Source organism: Trichococcus sp., assembly GCF_049589555.1.
Lineage (GTDB): Bacteria > Bacillota > Bacilli > Lactobacillales > Aerococcaceae > Trichococcus.
Genome location: NZ_JBAWAZ010000013.1, coordinates 1 through 17,881 on the forward strand (window position 1 = coordinate 1; position 17,881 = coordinate 17,881).

Sequence of the window (17,881 nt, forward strand, 5' to 3'; positions counted from 1 at the left end):
AGAAAAGCGGGACAAGCCCGCTCTGCCTCGAAAGAAATTTAGGAAATCTGGCCCTGAATGAGCATCGCAGAGCGCAATGGGTCAGATTTATCTAATTTCCGAGAGGCAGGCTTGGACCGCTAGCCATCATTTTAGATGCATGAAACATTTTGCAAACCTGTAATACACCTATGGTGATGCACGTCCGAAATTTAAAGGCAAGACTATCTATGCCAGATCAAAACCGCGAATCCCCCTGAAGGGTGTTTGCGGTTTTTGCTTGTGAAACGGAAGCGGAATGGTTGACGCGTTGCATCCAATTGTGATAAAGTGTCTATCGGGACTTAAACAGTAATCATTACGTTTTGGAGGAATAATAAATTATGCTAAATAGATTGAAACTGACAGGCATTCTGTCTGCAGCGGCCCTTGTTCTGGTTGGTTGCGGAACGAGCGGAAGCGATGAATCAGCCGTTTCTGAAGATGGGATAAAGGTTGTCACAACCTTCTATCCGATGTATGACTTTGCGAAAAATGTGGTAGGCGATAATGGCGAAGTTTCCGTTTTGTTGGATGCCGGACAAGAATCGCATGGCTATGAGCCGACGCCACAGGATATCGCGGCGATCGCTGACGCTGATGTGTTCGTCTACAACAGCGATGAAATGGAAACGTGGGTACCCAGCGTGCTGGAATCCATTGAATCGAGCGATGTGATCGTCGTTGAGGCTGCCGAGGATATCGCGCTTTTTGAGTTGGAAGAGGCTGCCGAAGAAGAACACAGTGATGAAGAAGGCGAAGATGCCCACAATGTCGATCCGCATGTCTGGTTGGATCCGGTGTATGCACAAGAGGAAGTCGCCGCCATTTTGGCCGGAGTCCTTGTGGCGGATGAAGCCAACAAAGAGAGTTACGAAGCGAATGCAGCTGCCTTTAACGAAAAATTGGCGGAACTGGATGCAGCTTATCAGAGTGCCTTTGAGACTGCTGAAAACCGCACATTCGTCGTCCAGCACGCAGCTTTCGGCTATATCGCCCGTCGCTACGAACTGACTGAAGTGGCGGTATCCGATGTGTCATCCGATGCGGAACCGAATCCTGCCAAACTGGCTGAACTGCAGCAATTTATGATCGATAATCAGATCACTACCGTTTATTACTCGGACAGCGCCTCTTCGAAAACCGCAGAAACGCTTGCCGAAGAAGCGGGGGCTACGCTGGAAGTGCTGAGTCCAATTGAAGGGATAACCGATGAAGACCAAGAAGCGGGCAAAGATTACCTGAGTGTGATGGAAGAAAATTTGACAGCTTTGAAAAAAGTGATCCAGTAAGAGAAGAGAGGGATTCAAGTGGAATATATCGATGTACAGCATCTGTCGTTCTATTACGATGATGAACCTGTCCTGCAGGATATCACATTCCAAGTGCACGAAGGGGAATTCGTCATCCTTACAGGCGAAAACGGCGCGGCGAAATCCACTTTATTGAAGAGCATCCTGGGCCTGTTGAATCCCCGGGAGGGCAGCGCGACGATTTCGAAGGTGAACTATCGTGGGGAAAAGCTTACGATCGGTTATGCACCGCAGCAAATTTCGTCGTTCAATATCGGCTTTCCGAGCAGGGTACTTGAGTTTGTGGAGTCGGGCAGATACCAAAAAGGCAAATGGTTCAAAAAATTGGATGAAGAAGATAATACCCATGTAAAAAAAGCTTTGGAATCAGTGGGCATGTGGGAGATGCGCAACAAAAAAATCGGTGAACTATCCGGTGGCCAAAAACAACGCATCGCCTTGGCCCGCATTTTCGCAACCGATCCGGACTTGTTTGTGCTCGATGAGCCGACAACCGGAATGGACAAGGAATCGCGCGAGCGTTTCTATCGTTTGCTGAAACACAATTCACAAGTCCACAATAAAGCGATCATCATGGTGACACACGAGCATGAAGATATCAAAGAATTTATGGATACCCATATTCAGTTGGTCAGAAAGGAGGATTCGCCGTGGAGATGTTTCTCTATGGATTTATGCAAAGAGCCTTCCAAGCATCAACATTGATCGCAATCATGGCACCCATTTTGGGTCTGCTGCTGATTTTGCGCAGGCAATCCTTGATGGCGGACACGCTGTCGCATGTTTCATTGGCCGGAGTTGCTTTAGGGATGCTTCTTAACATTAATCCGACGCTCACTACATTAGCCATCGTCATTTTGGCAGCAATCGGAATCGAATATTTACGCGTCATCTTCAAAGGCTATTCGGAAATATCCATCGCGATTCTGATGGCTACGGGGATGGCGGTAGCATTGGTGCTGATGAGCTTCGTATCAGGGAAACAGAACGCAAGTGTCGAACAGTATTTGTTCGGATCGATCATCACCATAAATGACGAGCAGATCCTTATTTTATTGGTTTTGGCAATCATTGTCGTGCTGTTGTATCTTGTTTTCCGTAAACCGTTGTATGTGTTGACGTTTGACGAAGACACAGCCCATACAGCGGGCTTGCCGGTCCGCATGATGTCGCTGTTGGTTTCGGTGATCACAGGAGTCGCCATCAGCGTGGTGATGCCGATTACCGGGTCATTGCTGGTTTCTTCAATCATGATTCTGCCGGCAGCCATCTCGATGAGATTGGTGCATACCTTCAACGGCGTCATCCTGCTTGGGATAGGCATCGGTTTGACGGGAATGTACGGGGGATTGTTCGCATCCTATCAGTACGGGACGCCTCCCGGTGCCACAATCACCTTGGTTTTCGTGGCCATGTTCATTTTGACCAGCATCTATAAGGTCATCACCGAAAAGAAGTAGAATCTTAACAATAAGATATATGGACAAGAGCAGAACATTGCTCTTGTTTTTTTTGCTGAAATTCGATTAAAAACGAACAATCAACAATTAAAAGCTTCCATTTTTCAGGAATCAACTATATAATAGGGAAAAGAACGCAATATGAGGAGAGATTTGGATTGAAAATAAAGCGCAGTGAACGGTTAGTCGATATGACCCGTTACTTATTAGAGAGACCGCATCGGTTGATTTCATTGACCTATTTCGCTAAACGTTATGAATCAGCGAAATCATCCATCAGTGAAGACTTATCCATCATCAAAAAAACATTTGAAGATCGGGGAACTGGGATTGTCGAAACGCTGCCGGGTGCAGCAGGCGGCGTCAAATATATTCCGACAATCACCAAAGAAAATGCCCGCGATATTATAGAAGAAATGTGCGAAATCATGAACAGTAAAGATCGTTTGCTGCCAGGTGGATACGTTTATCTTTCCGACATGTTGGGCAATCCGGAAATCCTGCAGAAAATCGGGCGTGTCATCGCAGCTCAATACGTCGACAAAAAAGTCGATGCAGTCATGACGGTCGCCACTAAAGGGGTTCCGATCGCGCAAGCAGTTGCCACTTATCTGAATGTGCCGTTTGTCATCGTTCGCCGTGATTCGAAAATTACCGAAGGCTCCACAGTGAGCATCAATTACGTTTCAGGTTCATCCGATCGTGTTGAAAAAATGGAGCTATCCAAGCGCAGTTTGCCGCGCGGTTCAAAAGTTCTCATCGTCGATGATTTCCTGAAAGGCGGCGGCACCATCAACGGTATGCGCAGCATGATTTCCGAATTCGAATCGGAGACAGTCGGCGTAACCGTCTTCGCTGAAGCTGGCTACAATTCCAAGCGTGAAGTATTCGATTATACGTCACTGATCCGCGTAAACAATATCGATCTGAAAGATCATTCCATCAGCGTGGGCTTGGGCAATTATTTCGATTCAAGCACCGATTGAGAATAATCATTAAAAAAGAGCTGGACCTTAAAATTAAGGGCCGGCTCTTTGGTGTATGTTGGGAATTGGAATTTGGATTCGCCAAGCGTAATTGGAGAATTCACACGTGATCTTTCCTGAAGGAAGCCTCCGGTAGTTTTTTGTAGGCCAATTTTTCCAAAATGCTTCCGTAATCGGGATAGACTTTGATTAGCGCATCATAAGGCAGCAATTCAAAATCACGGTAATCGAATCCTGGGGAAACCATGCAACTTACGAGAGCATAGTCTCCAGATGATCCTTCGACGCTGCTTCCAAAGATGACCCCTTTCGGAACCGTAAATTGGAAAAGTTCCCCTTTTTCGGGATGGCGCCCCATCTTGACTGCCTCGTAACAGCCGTCGGGATACAACAGATGGATCGTCAAGGTGCTGCCCTCATGAAAATACCAAGCCTCATCGGATTTCAAGCGGTGAAAATGGGAAGGGTTGTCTGCAGTCAACAAGAAGAGGATATTGCTGTAGAGATAGCGTTCCCTCCGGTCCTCGGTAACGATCAGTTCGGGAGAATGGCCTGTTTCGCGAAAATAGCCGCCTTCCGCATGTGGCTGAAGCAACAGTTCGTGAATCCAAAATGATGCAGTCGGTTTTGTCATTGGGATCAATCCTTTCGGTGTGTCTTCCTGCCTACTAGTATATCCAAAAAACCGGTTAATAAGAAACAATGTATCCGCATTCTTCGTATTTCCATTAGAAAATGAAAAGAAGTCTGAATTTATGTACGACATTATATTGAAAAAAGCAAGTTTTTAGGCTAAGATAATTTAGTTGAAGGAATAAAATGAAAAGATAGGAGTTGCTTATGGCTAATCGTTTTGCAATCATACTTGCTGCTGGTCAAGGAACGCGCATGAAAAGTAAGCTTTATAAAGTACTGCATGCAGTTTGCGGAAAACCAATGGTAGAGCACGTCGTGGATCAAGTAGAGGCTGCTGGCATTGAAAAGGTAGTGACAATTGTAGGGCACGGTGCGGATACTGTTAAAGGATGCTTGGGGGATCGTTCGGAATATGTATTGCAGGCGCAACAATTGGGAACAGGGCACGCTGTCCTGCAAGCGCAAGCTGTGCTGGAGAACGAAGAGGGCACTACGTTGGTCATCTGCGGAGATACACCGCTCCTGACTGCAGAGACGTTGGAATCCTTATTGCAATACCATGAAGAGAAAAAAGCGAAAGCAACTATCCTGACTGCGCATGCTGCTGATCCGAACGGCTATGGCCGCATCATCAGAAATGCGTCAGATAACGTAGAAAAAATTGTGGAACAAAAAGACGCTTCTCCGGAAGAAGTGCTTGTGCAGGAAATCAATACCGGAACGTATGCGTTCGATAACAAGTTTTTGTTTGCCGCGCTGCAATCAGTAGGCAACAACAATGCGCAGGGCGAGTATTACCTGCCGGATGTCATCGAAATCCTGAAGAACCAAGGCGAAATCGTGACAGCTTACCAGATGAGCGACATGGGCGAAGCTTTGGGCGTGAACGATCGTGTGGCGTTGGCTGAAGCCTCCGTCTACATGAAGAGACGCATCAATGAAAAACATATGCGCAATGGCGTTACTTTGATCGACCCGGATAATACCTATATCGAGGCGGATGTGATCATCGGAAGTGACACAGTCATTGAACCGAACGTATTCCTGAAAGGGAAAACAGTCATCGGGGAAGATTGTTTCATCGGATCAGGCTCAGAACTGAGCAACACAACGATCGGTGACCGTGTCCAAATCAGAAGTTCAAATCTGGAGGACTCCGTGATGGAATCGGACAGCAACATCGGTCCGTTCAGCCACTTGAGACCGAACAGCCACATCGGAAAACGCGTCCACATCGGAAATTTTGTGGAAGTGAAGAATGCGGTATTGAACGAAGACACAAAAGTCGGACATCTGACTTATGTGGGAGACGCGGATCTCGGTAAAAATATCAACGTCGGTTGCGGCACTGTCTTCGTGAATTATGACGGCAAGCACAAACACCGTTCCAGCATCGGTGACAATACATTCATCGGTTGCAACGTGAACATTGTGGCGCCTGTCAACGTCGAGGCCAACACATTCCTAGCTGCAGGTTCGACCATCACAAAAGATGTGCCTGAAGGCGCGATGGGCATCGCCCGCAGCCGCCAGGAGAACAAACCAGGCTATTGGGAAAAATTGCCGCCAGCTAAAAAATAAAAGCAAAACCTTATACATGTATGGTAGAATGATTTTGAAAATACAATATCAGTATGTGTTTAATTTGGTAAAAACAAAAGATTAACGGAGGATTATCATGACAGAACATTACAAAGATCCAAAACTTAAGATTTTTTCCTTAAGTTCAAATCGCCCTTTGGCTGAGAAAATTGCGGCTGACGTTGGTGTCGAGTTAGGAACCCTTTCTTCATCCCAATTCAGCGATGGTGAAATCAAAATCAACATCGACGAAAGTATCCGCGGTTGCCACGTTTACGTCATCCAATCGACAAGCTCTCCGGTAAACGACCACTTGATGGAACTTTTGATCATGATCGATGCTTTGAAGCGCGCAAGTGCCAAAACAATCAACATCGTGTTGCCTTATTATGGCTATGCACGCCAAGACCGCAAAGCGCAATCACGTGAACCGATCACAGCGAAATTGGTGGCGAACATGATCACCAATGCTGGCGCTGACAGATTGTTGACACTTGATATGCATGCTCCTCAAATCCAAGGTTTCTTCGATATCCCGGTTGATCATTTGTTGGGAGCTCCGTTGTTGGCAAGCTACTTCTTGGATCATGAAGTCTTGCATGATGACGTAGTCGTTGTTTCGCCTGATCACGGTGGCGTGACAAGAGCCCGCAAACTGGCTGAATTCATCAAAGCGCCGATTGCCATCATCGACAAGAGAAGACCGAAAGCGAATGTTGCTGAAGTCATGAACATCATCGGTAATGTCGAAGGCAAAAAATGTATCCTGATCGACGACATGATCGATACTGCCGGAACAATCACATTGGCTGCCCAAGCACTGCAGGATGCAGGCGCGTTGGATGTCTATGCTTGCTGCACACATGCTGTATTGTCAGGTCCAGCCATAGACCGCATCAACAATTCCGTAATCAAAGAATTGATCGTTACTGATTCGATCAATATCCCTGCTGACAAAGTCAGCGATAAGATCGTACTGGTTTCCGTGTCACAATTGATCGCTGAAGCAATCAAACGTATCCACGAAAACCGCTCAGTAAGCCCGTTGTTCCAAGAAAAATTCGTAATCATCGACTAAGAATCCGTTAAACCAAAAAAAGTCCTCCCTTGGGAGGGCTTTTTTGTGGGCTGTGGAGACATGAATCGGCCTGATATGGCCTGGTACGGCCGGAAAAGATGAATAACTCAAAAGAATTCATGTTTTCCAGCCTAATTTGGCCGAAAAAGATGAATAACTCGAAAGAATTCATGTTTTCGAGCCCGAATCAGGACAAAAACATGAATAATTCAAAAGAATCCATGTTTTCGGGCATAGGCAGGGCCGTAGCCCTGCGACAACAGATAGAATTTATGTCCCGGGTAGCACAAGTTCCAAAAGCGAACAAAATAAGACGCGCAAATGATCGGGCGGTTACCCGTTTATTTGCACGTCGCTTTATTACAGATCCTTCACGAATCAGGGTAATATTCATCAAATGAAGTATCGCCCGCGGTTTTTCCCCAGCGCTTGAAATTCTGATTTAAGTATATTGCTTATGCGATTTTGATCGCCGATACCACACCAGTCTGTGATACGGCTGGTTGTAATTTTATCATCCGGGAACAAGATGCGGAAGTCGGATATGCCGGTTCTGATTGCTTCGTTTATGTTTATTTTCTTTCCGCATTCATCGCAAATCTGATGTTGTCCTCTAAATGTATCCTTTAGCGTTCCGCAAGCTGGACAGGGTACACCTTTTTTCATGTTCTCGTAGTGGTATTCTGGTAACTTGAAAGAATAATTGGGATCGTGAAGAGCTACGAGTGAATCTGCAAGTCTATATTGTTCGGCAGTTATCCCAGTGGTTTTGGGCATATTCCGGAAATGCCCGGGAATTTGACTGGGAAGGATATAGCTGGTTTCATTTGGAGCGCCAACCAAGGTGAATTCGGGATTTACGAAAATGACATAAGCTTCCACTCTCGTCTGAAGTCCCATCTCCGACAGCAGGAATTCCAATCGCACTTTCGTTCTCTGCAGTTGCATGGATGGATTCTCCAATAAAAACCCGGATGATTTTATGAAAGACCCTTCTCCCCACTGATGCATACCTTCATAATTCTTGATTTCGTAGATTTTGATCATATCTGAGAAAATCAAGAGCGCATCAATCTGGAAAGGGGATTCCCTGACTTCCAACTGAAGATCGTTCAAGACAATGCAATTTTCACTGAGGGGCTCGGTGAGTACATCAAGTCCGCCTTCACCCCCGAATCCCTTCTTTCGATTGATGAACCGGTAATGATCGGTTTTCCCAAGATGGGTGCGCGTGTGCAATATCTCGTAGATGCGCAGAATCTTTGGTTTCGTTCGTTCTTTGTATGCGATAGGAATCCCTCCTGATATAAGTAGTCAAATATAGTATACGCGGATCCCTGTACATGCCTTTCGTAGAGAATATCAGGTGCTGTCGCTTGATTGGTGATGGGGAGTAATCCATGCCTGCGAGTACGTTTGTCATCTGTGACCTGAAAAGATGAATAACTCAAAAGAATTCATGTTTTTGAGTCCACATCAGGGAGAAAAGATGAATAAGTCAAAAGAATTCATGTTTCCGAGCCCAAATCAGGACAAAAAGATGAATAACTCGAAAGAATCCATGTTTTCGAGCCCCCGGGCCCCCACGAGACCCTGCACAACATCAACACCAAGCCCTCAACACCAAACCCCACATCGCCGAAACCCGCAACAAACCAAAACAAAAAAACACCCGCCGTCCCTAAAGGGACTGGCGGGTGTTTGAGATCGGATACGATTATTTTGCGTCTGCTTCCAGGCTGGCGAATCCTTCTTCCAACACTTTTTTCAATGTGTTAGCGGATAGATCCATTTTTTCCTGTTCTGCATCAGATAAAGGAATTTCGATGATGTTGCGGATACCGGCACGGTTGATGACTGCTGGCACGCCGATGAAGATATCTTTGTGGTTATATTCCCCATCCAGATAGACGGATAAAGGCATGATCGCATTTTCGTCATTCAGGATCGCTTTTGTGATACGGGCTAAGGCTACAGCGATACCGTAGAAGGTCGCTCCTTTTTTCTCGATGATTTCATATGCGGCATCGCGCACTTTGAAGAAGACATCGACTAAAGCTTGTTCATCAACAGCTGAAGTTTGTTTCACCCATTCGTAAATTTGCAGGCCGCCAACATTAGCGTGGGACCATACAGGGAATTCGGTGTCGCCGTGTTCCCCTAAGATATAGGCGTGAACATTACGGGCATCTACGCCTACAAGCGCAGAGATGCTTTGACGGAAGCGGGCGCTGTCCAGAGAAGTACCGGAACCGATGACGCGGTTAGCAGGAAGACCTGAAAATTTCCAAGTCGCATAAGTGAGCACATCCACTGGATTGGATGCTACCAAGAAAATGCCGTCGAAACCGCTAGCCATGATTTCTCCGATGATTGACTTGAAGATGCGCAAGTTTTTGCTTACTAGATCGAGACGTGTTTCACCAGGTTTTTGAGCAGCTCCTGCAGTCAATACAACGATATCAGCGTCGTGGCAATCTGCGTATGATGCTGCATAGATTTTCTTGGGTGAAGTATAAGCTAAAGCGTGGGAAAGATCGATGGCGTCTCCCTCTGTTTTTGCTTTGTTGATATCAATGATACCCAACTCATGACCAATATTTTGTGTAACCAATGCGAACGCATAACTTGACCCTACAGCGCCGTCACCGACTAAAATAACTTTTTGTCCTGTATTTCCACTCAATTCTGCCATTATAATGCTCCTCTCGCTATTTGCTGGTTCTATTATAACACTAAACAAAGGTGATTACTCTTTGGGCCTATCCCGCTCGGCAAAGATTTTCAGAACCAGCGATGATTGCGCGAATGTGATAGACAGTGAACAACCTGTGAAATATTATATAAAGATATTATAAAATAAAACACTGCTGTTTTCAATGGGGAGTTGCGATTTTGTTCACAATATTTTTTTTGCGGGTCCCAATCCGATTTCTTACGATTCTCCGATGATTGTGGTATACTGTTCGAAAGCAAACTGTGCGGATGATATCCGTGCGGCCTTTTTTGGCGTAAAAGAGCAGAAAAGCACACGCTTGCTCTCTTGCAAACATAACTATGACTGGAAACAATAGGGGAATATAAATGAAAATGATCGTTGGATTGGGGAACCCAGGTCCTAAGTATACCGACACGAAGCACAATGTCGGCTTTATTGCTTTGGATGAATGGGCTTTTCAGAATAAAGAGAAATACAATAAAAATAAATTTGAAGCCTTGTACATAGAAACGACCGTAAACGGTGAAAAAGTTTTATTCGTCAAACCGTTGACTTTCATGAATGATTCCGGAAGAGCGGTAAGACCGTTGATGGACTACTACAGCATTCCGATCGAAGATCTGGTTGTCGTGTACGATGATATGGATATGCCGGTAGGCAAAATTAGACTTCGCCAAAAAGGTGGAGCTGGCGGACATAATGGCATCAAAAGTTTGATCCAGCACTTAGGGACACAGGATTTCAATCGGATCCGCATCGGAGTAGGACGGCCCCAACATAATATGACTGTCATTCAGCACGTGTTGAGTCCTTTTCCGAAGGACGAGCACGCCGAAATGTTGCACTCAGTACGGGATAGTGTCGAGGCGATCGACCATTTCATCAAAGGGAACAATTTTTTGGAGACAATGAATCAATTCAATAAAAAAGGTTAGGTTCAGCTTCAGCTGGACCTCTTTTGTGTCTGCCGCACAGCCTGCATAGCTGAAACAAGATGAAAGCGATAACCTTTTTCCGCAGAACATACCATGAACGAGGAGAATATTCATGAAAGAAATAGAGAAATATTTAAAAAGCACGAAAAATATACATACAGTGTTGTCTGAAATCAATTCAGAACTACCGCAGTTGGTAGCTGGGCTTTCCGGATCAGGCCGCAATCTGTTGACGAATATCCTGTTCGAAGAATTGCAGAAGCCGGTCATCGTCTTGACCCCCAATCTGCTCCAAGCGACCCAAGTGTATGAGGACATCAGTCAAATCGCACCCGAAGTTCCCATCCATATTTTCCCTGTGGAGGAATCGGTCGCGGCGGAACTGGCTTTTTCATCACCGGAATACCGAAGCCAACGGGTCGAAACGTTGGATTTTCTGAAGAGCGGCAAAAAAGGGATCGTCGTGATTCCGGCTGCCGGATTCAAAAAAATCCTCTCTCCAGCTTCAATCTGGGAAACGCATTGCCTTGATTTTTCCATCGGCATGGAGTTGGACCTGGAAAACCTGCCTGAAAAATTGGTCGCAATGGGCTATACCCGTGAACGGATGGTTGCCAGCCCGGGGGAGTTCAGCATACGCGGAGGCATCATCGACATCTATGCCCTGAACGAAGAGAACCCACTGCGTTTGGAACTGTTCGATACCGAAATAGATACATTGCGTTTTTTTGATGCCTCGACCCAAAAGTCCAGCGCATCTATCGAAACCGTCCGGATTTTACCGGCGCATGACACAATCTTCACGAAAGAGGAGATTGCGAAACAGGCCGGCGTGGTAGAGAAAAAAGCTGGAAAGGCCATCAAAGGTATCAAGAATCAAGAAGTCAAAGAAAGTATGACACGTGTCTTCTCCGAGCTGACGGATAATATGAAGCGCGGCGAATTATCGAGGGATCCGCAACTCTACACAAGCTTGGTCTATCCGGAACAGCCTACGGTTTTGGACTATATCGCCGAAGACGCGCTGCTGATCGTGGACGATTACAGCCGCATCCTTGAGGTGGAACGGACAATCGAAAGTGAATCATCGGAATGGAAAATGGCCAAAGTGTCGGAAGGTATGTGCCTGCCTTCGCAGGAATTCAGCGCCGATATCCGCGAGGTGATCAAAAAATCCAAACAGCACCGCATTTATTATGCGCTGTTCCACAGAGGCTTCGGAAATATGCGGTTCCACGGAGTCTATCCTTTCCAATACCGAACGCTGAACAACTTCTTCAGTCAGATGCCGCAAGTCAAACTGGAAATGGAGCGTTGGCTCAAACAGCATATGACGGTTTTCATGCTGGTCCCTTCTGCCGAACGTGCCGAAAAAGTGCAGCGGATATTCGCGGATTTCGGCATCCATAGCTACATCAAAGGCAACAATCCGTTTATCGAGAATAAAGTGAACATCCTGGTCGGCGGAATGGCGAACGGTTTTGAATTACCGCAGGAAAAAGTCGTGTTCGTCACCGAAAAGGAACTTTTCAACAAAGTTACGAAGAAGCAACCGCGCCGCCAAAAAATGACGAATGCGGAGAGATTGAAGAGCTACACCGAACTGAATCCTGGTGATTACGTCGTTCATGTGAATCACGGGATAGGCCTCTACACGGGAATGGAAACCATCGAGGTCGGCGGCGTCCACCAGGATTACATGTCGATCGCTTACCAGGAAGGCGCCAAATTATTCATTCCTGTGACGCAAATCCATTTGATTCAAAAGTACGTGTCCTCCGATGCCAAAACGCCTAAAATGCACAAGTTGGGCGGAACGGAATGGGCGAAAACGAAAAAGAAAGTCGCCTCGAAAATCGAAGATATCGCCGATGAATTGATCGAACTTTACGCTAACCGGGAATCCGAAAAAGGCTATGCCTATCAACCCGATACGCCGGAGCAACTCGACTTCGAAAATGCCTTCCCTTACACAGAAACCGATGATCAACTGCGCAGTGCCGCTGAAATCAAAGCGGACATGGAGAACGTCAAACCGATGGACCGATTGCTGGTCGGTGATGTCGGATACGGCAAAACGGAAGTGGCGATGCGCGCCATCTTCAAGGCTGTGCAGGAAGGGAAGCAAGCCGCTTTCCTTGTTCCTACGACTATCTTGGCGCAACAGCACTATGAATCGTTGACGCAACGGTTTGAAGAATACCCGTTTGAGATCGGTTTGTTGAGCCGCTTCCGCACGAAAAAACAGCAGGAAGAAACGTTGGCCGGCATCCGCAAAGGCACGGTCGATATCGTCATCGGCACGCACCGGATCTTATCGAAGGACGTCGTGTTCGCTGACTTGGGGTTGCTGGTTGTCGACGAAGAGCAACGCTTCGGTGTGAAGCACAAAGAGCGCTTGAAGCAGATGAAAGCCTCTGTGGACGTTTTGACGTTGACGGCAACTCCGATACCGCGTACCCTGCATATGTCGATGCTGGGGGTCAGAGATCTCTCTGTCATCGAAACACCGCCGGCCAACCGCTATCCGGTTCAGACATATGTCATGGAACAGAATAACGGAGCCGTCCGGGATGCGATTGAAAGGGAAATGGCCCGTGGAGGTCAAGCCTTCTACCTCTACAATCGGGTGGAAACAATCGAGAAGAAAGCCGAAGAGATCCGCGAGCTCGTCCCTGATGTCCGTGTCGCAGTGGCGCATGGCCAGATGACCGAAGTCCAGCTCGAGAATGTCATCATGGATTTTATCGAAGGCCGCTACGATGTGCTTGTCACCACAACCATCATAGAAACGGGTGTGGATATCCCGAACGTCAACACACTCTTCATAGAAAATGCCGACCGGATGGGATTGTCTCAGCTCTACCAACTGCGAGGACGTGTAGGCAGAACTAATCGGATTGCCTACGCCTATTTGATGTATCAGCCGAATAAAATGCTGACTGAAGTCAGCGAGAAAAGACTGCAGTCCATAAAGGAGTTCACGGAACTGGGTGCAGGATTCAAAATTGCCATGCGTGACTTGTCGATCCGCGGAGCAGGGAACCTTTTGGGTGCGCAACAACACGGCTTCATCGACTCGGTCGGATTCGATCTGTACTCCGAGATGCTGGGAGAGGCAGTTGCGGCCAAGCGTGGCCTGAAAGCGAAAACGAAGCGTTCAATCGTTGAAATCGACTTGAGCATCGACGCGTACATACCAGCCGATTATATCGAGGATGAGCGCCAGAAAATAGACTTCTACAAACGGATCCAACGCATCGACGGCGTGGCTGATTACGATGAAATCGATGCGGATCTGATTGATCGCTTCGGCGATTACCCGCAAGAGGTTTCCGATCTGCTGGAGGTTGGTCTGATCAAAAATTATGCCGAAAAGAGCCAGATTGAAACAATCAAACGCCAAGGCGAAACAATTGTCATCACCTTCTCACAGGAAGCGACAGTCCGCTTGCAGGGGCCGGCAGTGTTTGAAGCCCTCAGCAAAATCCCGTTGAAGGCCCAAATCAATTTGAATAATGCCAAATTGGTTGTCAGTCTGGTCATCGGGAAATTACCGAACCGCCAATGGCTGAATCATCTCAATGCATTCGTCAAAGCGTGCGTCGCTGAATCGGACGAAACAACGGGAGAAACCGATGGGAAATAATCGCTTGAAGCAGATGATGAAGGGTGCGTTGTTGCTGTCTTTGGCCGCATTCATCAGCAAGGTGCTCAGCGCGGTGTACCGAGTGCCGTTCCAGAATATGGTGGGAAACACAGGCTTTTACGTTTATCAGCAAGTTTATCCTATCTATGGCATCGGTATGACCTTCGCTTTATCGGGCTTTCCGGTATTTCTTTCCAAGATGATTGCGGAAACGCCGGACAGAGGGACCCACAGAATGATGCTGAAGCGCAGCCTGGCCATACTGGGCGTCTTCGGCTTCATCATGTTCATGGGCATCTATGGCTTTTCCGGTCAACTGGCGCTCTTGATGGGTGACCCGGAGTTGAAGCCCATTTTGCAGTCGGTATCCTGGATGTTTTTGTGGATGCCGATACTGGCGACGATGAGGGGGCATTTCCAAGGAAACTACCGCATGGAACCGACAGCGATTTCGCAGGTATCGGAACAACTGGTGCGTGTAGGGGCGATTCTTTTCGCGGCTTATCTGTACACGAAAACAAAAGGTGACCTCTATGCGATGGGCGCAAATGCCATGAGCGGCGCGACAGTCGGTGCGGTTCTGGGCAGCCTGATCCTATTGGTCGCTTATTACAAAGAAAAGCGGAATCATGATTCGCCAACGCTTGATGGGCGACACCTGAAACAGGAGGCGCCCGCCGCGGAATGGGGACGCTTGATCCACCGCTATGCGACTGAAGGAGCGACGATTTGCCTGCTCAGCGCTATCCTGGTCCTGTTCCAACTCATCGACTCGTTTACGCTCTACAACGGCTTGCTGGATGGCGGTACAGCCAGTGATTTGGCAAAAAACGTCAAGGGCATCTATGACCGTGGCCAACCGCTTGTGCAGCTGGGCATGGTCGTAGGGACCGGGTTTTCGGCCAGCTTCATCCCGATGATGAGCCATGCGCATGCACAAGATCGCCTAGGCGAATTCACCCGATCCGCCGTGTCGTTGCTGCGGATGACAAGTGTCTTTTCAGCAGCCGCGGTGACGGGACTGTTGGCTATTTTGCCGAACGTAAACAACATGCTCTTCGGGGACCGGGAAGGCATCGCGGTTTTGTCTGTGTATATTTTGGCCATTTTTGCGGCTTCGGTCATGACCGCCTATCATTCCATCCTGCAAAGCCTGGGACAGTACAAGATTTCCTTGGTTGCCCTGGCAGCGGGTCTTGCGGTCAAGTTCTTCGGCAATCTGCTGTTGGTGGAACCGTTGGGGACGATGGGGGCAAGCATCGCTTTGATAGCCGGTCTGGGTGCCATGTTGCTGGTGCTTTGGCTGAACAGTGAACGCGCCTTGCGGGAAGTCTGGTTCAGGGATCGTTTTTTCCTCAAACTGATGGCTGGCTGCGTTGTCCTTTTTGTTACGGTAGGGGCGTTGCGGGTCGGTCTGGAAAGGTATCTCTTCACTGATGGAGGCCGGCTGACGGATTCCGTGATAGCTGCGGTGACGGTTTGTGCTGGTGTGGGCGTATTCTTATGGTATATTCTAAAAGTGAGGCTCTTTACTTTGCGGGAGTGGATAAGTATTCCGTTCGGAAAAAAACTGCTGCGCAAATTGCCGGATAAAACGAGCGACTTAAAATAGGAAAGATTTCCAGAAGGAGAAATATATGGGTAAAATTGAAATAATGGGGCTTGGAGCCGGTGATTTGGAACAACTGCCGTATGGCGTATACAGTCGATTGCTGGAAGCTGAATTTGTCCATCTGCGGACCAAGGAGCACCCGGTCGTTGAAAATCTGAAGGCTGCAGGCGTGCAGTTTGAAAGCTTTGATGACATATATGAATCGAAGGATAATTTTGATGACGTATACCGTCAGATCGCAGATTATTTATTGGAAAAGGCAAAGACGCAGGATCTGATTTATGCAGTGCCGGGACACCCGTTGGTTGCGGAGGATTCCGTCAAGCATCTGCTGCAGAACGAGTCGGGGATCGAAGTGGAAATCGTTGGAGGGAAGAGTTTCATCGACGATTTCTTTCAGGCGGTAGCCATCGATCCGATCGAGGGTTTCCAATTGTTGGATGGGTTGATCTTCCACCAGGACCAGCTGAGCTTAGGCAATCACCTGATCATCATGCAAGTTTTCAATGAATTTGTGGCCAGCGATGTTAAATTGAAGTTGATGGAGAAGTATCCGGATGAGCACCAAGTGGCTTTGGTCGATGCGGCAGGGACCAAGCTGCAGAAAGTGACCTGGTGCCCGTTGTACGAGATGGACAGGCTAGAGGGCGTGCACAACTTGCTTTCCTTGTATGTTCCGCCGCTTGAGAAAGATGAGCGCACCAAAAGCTTTGAGTTGACCCAAGCCTACATGGATGCCATCGTAGAAAAAGATGTTTGGGTGCAATCGCAGACACATGAAAGTCTGTTGCCCTATCTGAAGGAAGAATGCGAAGAAGTGGCCGAGGCGATCCAGAACGATGATATCGATAACCTGATCGAAGAGTTGGGCGACATTCTGCTCCAGGTTTTCTATCACGCCTCATTCGGCGAGCGGGAAGGTTTTTTCACGATGGAGGATATCCTGGAAACGTTGAACAAAAAATTACGCAGACGCCATCCGCATGTTTTTGACGGGGTGAAGGCTGATACGATCGAGGAAATCGATAAAATGTGGCAAGCGATAAAAGCAAAAGAAAAGGGGAATTCCGATGAGACTAGATAAATTTTTGAAAGTATCCCGCTTAATCAAACGCAGATCAGTAGCCAAAGAAGTAGCGGACAAAGGGCGCATCCTGATCAACGGCAAGCAAGCGAAGTCGAGTTCGACTGTCAAGGCCGGCGATGAAATGACGCTGCAATTCGGGAATAAAACCGTCGTCGTGCGCGTCGACAAAATTGTGGAAACGACCAAAAAGGATGAAGCGCAGGAAATGTATACCCTCATCAGCGAAACGGTTGCACCAAGAGCGGAAGAAAATCGCTTCTGATGATGCGAAAGGCCATGGACAATCCGCGCTGTTTCTTCTATACTTTTACATGAGTAAAAGTATTCGGAACTAATGTTGGTGTGGAAGTTTTCAAGGAGGCGATCAGGGTGAAGGAAAAGACCAAGAAAAAGACAGCTGACAACGTAACCGTGATGCAAAATGATTTCACGAAGGCGCAGCACAGTCAGAAACGTATATTTCAGAGGGCGAAGAAAGCCCATATGAGAAGATTGTCGCTGATCTTTTTCTTTGGCGCTGCCCTGATTGGACCTTGCCTGTGGAAAACAGTCGGCAACTGGCTGGAAATCCGTAATCTGGATGCGGCCATCGCGTTGGCCCAAACAGAGAAAAAACAGGCTGAGGACGAAAATACGCAATTGACCTATGAAGTCAAATTGTTGCAGGATGATGAATACATCGCCAAATTGGCGCGCGGTAAATATTATTTGAGCAAGGATGGCGAAATCATCTTCAGTTTGCCTGAAGATAATCAGACAAAAATGGCCGAGAAACAAGAGAATGCGGCAGATTCGGATTCATGAATA

The 17,881-nt window shown here is 47.4% G+C and carries 15 protein-coding genes; 12 read left to right on the forward strand and 3 right to left on the reverse strand.

Annotation, left to right across the window (positions count from 1 at the left end):
- Positions 1–362 precede the first annotated feature (362 nt).
- The 4 genes from WBV27_RS00375 (at position 363) to purR (ending at position 3,777) form a co-directional block, all read left to right on the forward strand.
- On the forward strand, positions 363–1,310 hold the full coding sequence (locus WBV27_RS00375; RefSeq protein ID WP_424198449.1) for a metal ABC transporter solute-binding protein, Zn/Mn family: 948 nt from the start codon (positions 363–365) through the stop codon (positions 1,308–1,310).
- Between the two features lie 18 nt (positions 1,311–1,328).
- Complete coding sequence (locus WBV27_RS00380; RefSeq protein ID WP_086626885.1) at positions 1,329–2,036, forward strand: metal ABC transporter ATP-binding protein; 708 nt, start codon at positions 1,329–1,331, stop codon at positions 2,034–2,036.
- The gene (locus WBV27_RS00385) at positions 1,982–2,791 is read left to right on the forward strand and encodes a metal ABC transporter permease (protein ID WP_424198452.1); all 810 of its coding nucleotides are present in this window, start codon (positions 1,982–1,984) and stop codon (positions 2,789–2,791) included. The genes WBV27_RS00380 and WBV27_RS00385 overlap by 55 nt, the downstream gene beginning before the upstream one ends.
- A 158-nt stretch (positions 2,792–2,949) precedes the next feature.
- Positions 2,950–3,777, forward strand: a complete 828-nt coding sequence (purR, locus tag WBV27_RS00390) for a pur operon repressor (RefSeq protein ID WP_424198454.1) — start codon at positions 2,950–2,952, stop codon at positions 3,775–3,777.
- 100 nt (positions 3,778–3,877) lie between these two features.
- Here purR and WBV27_RS00395 read toward each other — a convergent pair whose 3' ends face one another.
- Positions 3,878–4,411 carry a cupin domain-containing protein gene (locus WBV27_RS00395; protein ID WP_424198456.1) on the reverse strand — a complete coding sequence of 178 codons (534 nt, stop codon included), beginning with the start codon at positions 4,409–4,411 and terminating at the stop codon, positions 3,878–3,880.
- 206 nt (positions 4,412–4,617) lie between these two features.
- Here WBV27_RS00395 and glmU point away from each other — a divergent pair, with 206 nt between their 5' ends.
- Together glmU and WBV27_RS00405 are read left to right on the forward strand one after the other, a co-directional pair.
- The gene (gene glmU / locus WBV27_RS00400) at positions 4,618–5,994 is read left to right on the forward strand and encodes a bifunctional UDP-N-acetylglucosamine diphosphorylase/glucosamine-1-phosphate N-acetyltransferase GlmU (protein ID WP_424198458.1); all 1,377 of its coding nucleotides are present in this window, start codon (positions 4,618–4,620) and stop codon (positions 5,992–5,994) included.
- 97 nt (positions 5,995–6,091) lie between these two features.
- Positions 6,092–7,072, forward strand: a complete 981-nt coding sequence (locus tag WBV27_RS00405; RefSeq protein ID WP_424198460.1) for a ribose-phosphate diphosphokinase — start codon at positions 6,092–6,094, stop codon at positions 7,070–7,072.
- A 393-nt stretch (positions 7,073–7,465) separates the two neighbouring features.
- On the opposite strand, the gene WBV27_RS00410 is transcribed toward WBV27_RS00405, so the two are convergent.
- On the reverse strand, positions 7,466–8,311 hold the full coding sequence (locus tag WBV27_RS00410) for a nuclease-related domain-containing protein (protein ID WP_424198462.1): 846 nt from the start codon (positions 8,309–8,311) through the stop codon (positions 7,466–7,468).
- A gap of 478 nt (positions 8,312–8,789) precedes the next feature.
- A complete protein-coding gene (locus WBV27_RS00415) occupies positions 8,790–9,767 on the reverse strand; it encodes an L-lactate dehydrogenase (RefSeq protein ID WP_086626891.1) in 978 nt (325 codons plus the stop codon).
- A 389-nt stretch (positions 9,768–10,156) separates the two neighbouring features.
- Here WBV27_RS00415 and pth point away from each other — a divergent pair, with 389 nt between their 5' ends.
- From pth to WBV27_RS00445, 6 genes are all read left to right on the forward strand, one after another.
- Positions 10,157–10,726, forward strand: a complete 570-nt coding sequence (gene pth, locus WBV27_RS00420) for an aminoacyl-tRNA hydrolase (RefSeq protein WP_319996112.1) — start codon at positions 10,157–10,159, stop codon at positions 10,724–10,726.
- Positions 10,727–10,838: 112 nt separating this feature from the next.
- Positions 10,839–14,375 carry a transcription-repair coupling factor gene (gene mfd / locus WBV27_RS00425; RefSeq protein ID WP_424198465.1) on the forward strand — a complete coding sequence of 1,179 codons (3,537 nt, stop codon included), beginning with the start codon at positions 10,839–10,841 and terminating at the stop codon, positions 14,373–14,375.
- Positions 14,365–15,987, forward strand: coding sequence for a putative polysaccharide biosynthesis protein (locus WBV27_RS00430; protein WP_424198467.1), 1,623 nt, complete (start codon positions 14,365–14,367; stop codon positions 15,985–15,987). The genes mfd and WBV27_RS00430 overlap by 11 nt, the downstream gene beginning before the upstream one ends.
- Before the next feature lie 25 nt (positions 15,988–16,012).
- Positions 16,013–17,071: a MazG nucleotide pyrophosphohydrolase domain-containing protein gene (locus WBV27_RS00435; protein ID WP_424198469.1), complete on the forward strand. Its 1,059-nt coding sequence runs from the start codon at positions 16,013–16,015 to the stop codon at positions 17,069–17,071.
- Complete coding sequence (locus tag WBV27_RS00440) at positions 17,058–17,336, forward strand: RNA-binding S4 domain-containing protein (protein WP_086626896.1); 279 nt, start codon at positions 17,058–17,060, stop codon at positions 17,334–17,336. The genes WBV27_RS00435 and WBV27_RS00440 overlap by 14 nt, the downstream gene beginning before the upstream one ends.
- Before the next feature lie 107 nt (positions 17,337–17,443).
- Positions 17,444–17,878 carry an FtsB family cell division protein gene (locus WBV27_RS00445; protein WP_424198471.1) on the forward strand — a complete coding sequence of 145 codons (435 nt, stop codon included), beginning with the start codon at positions 17,444–17,446 and terminating at the stop codon, positions 17,876–17,878.
- Positions 17,879–17,881 lie beyond the last annotated feature (3 nt).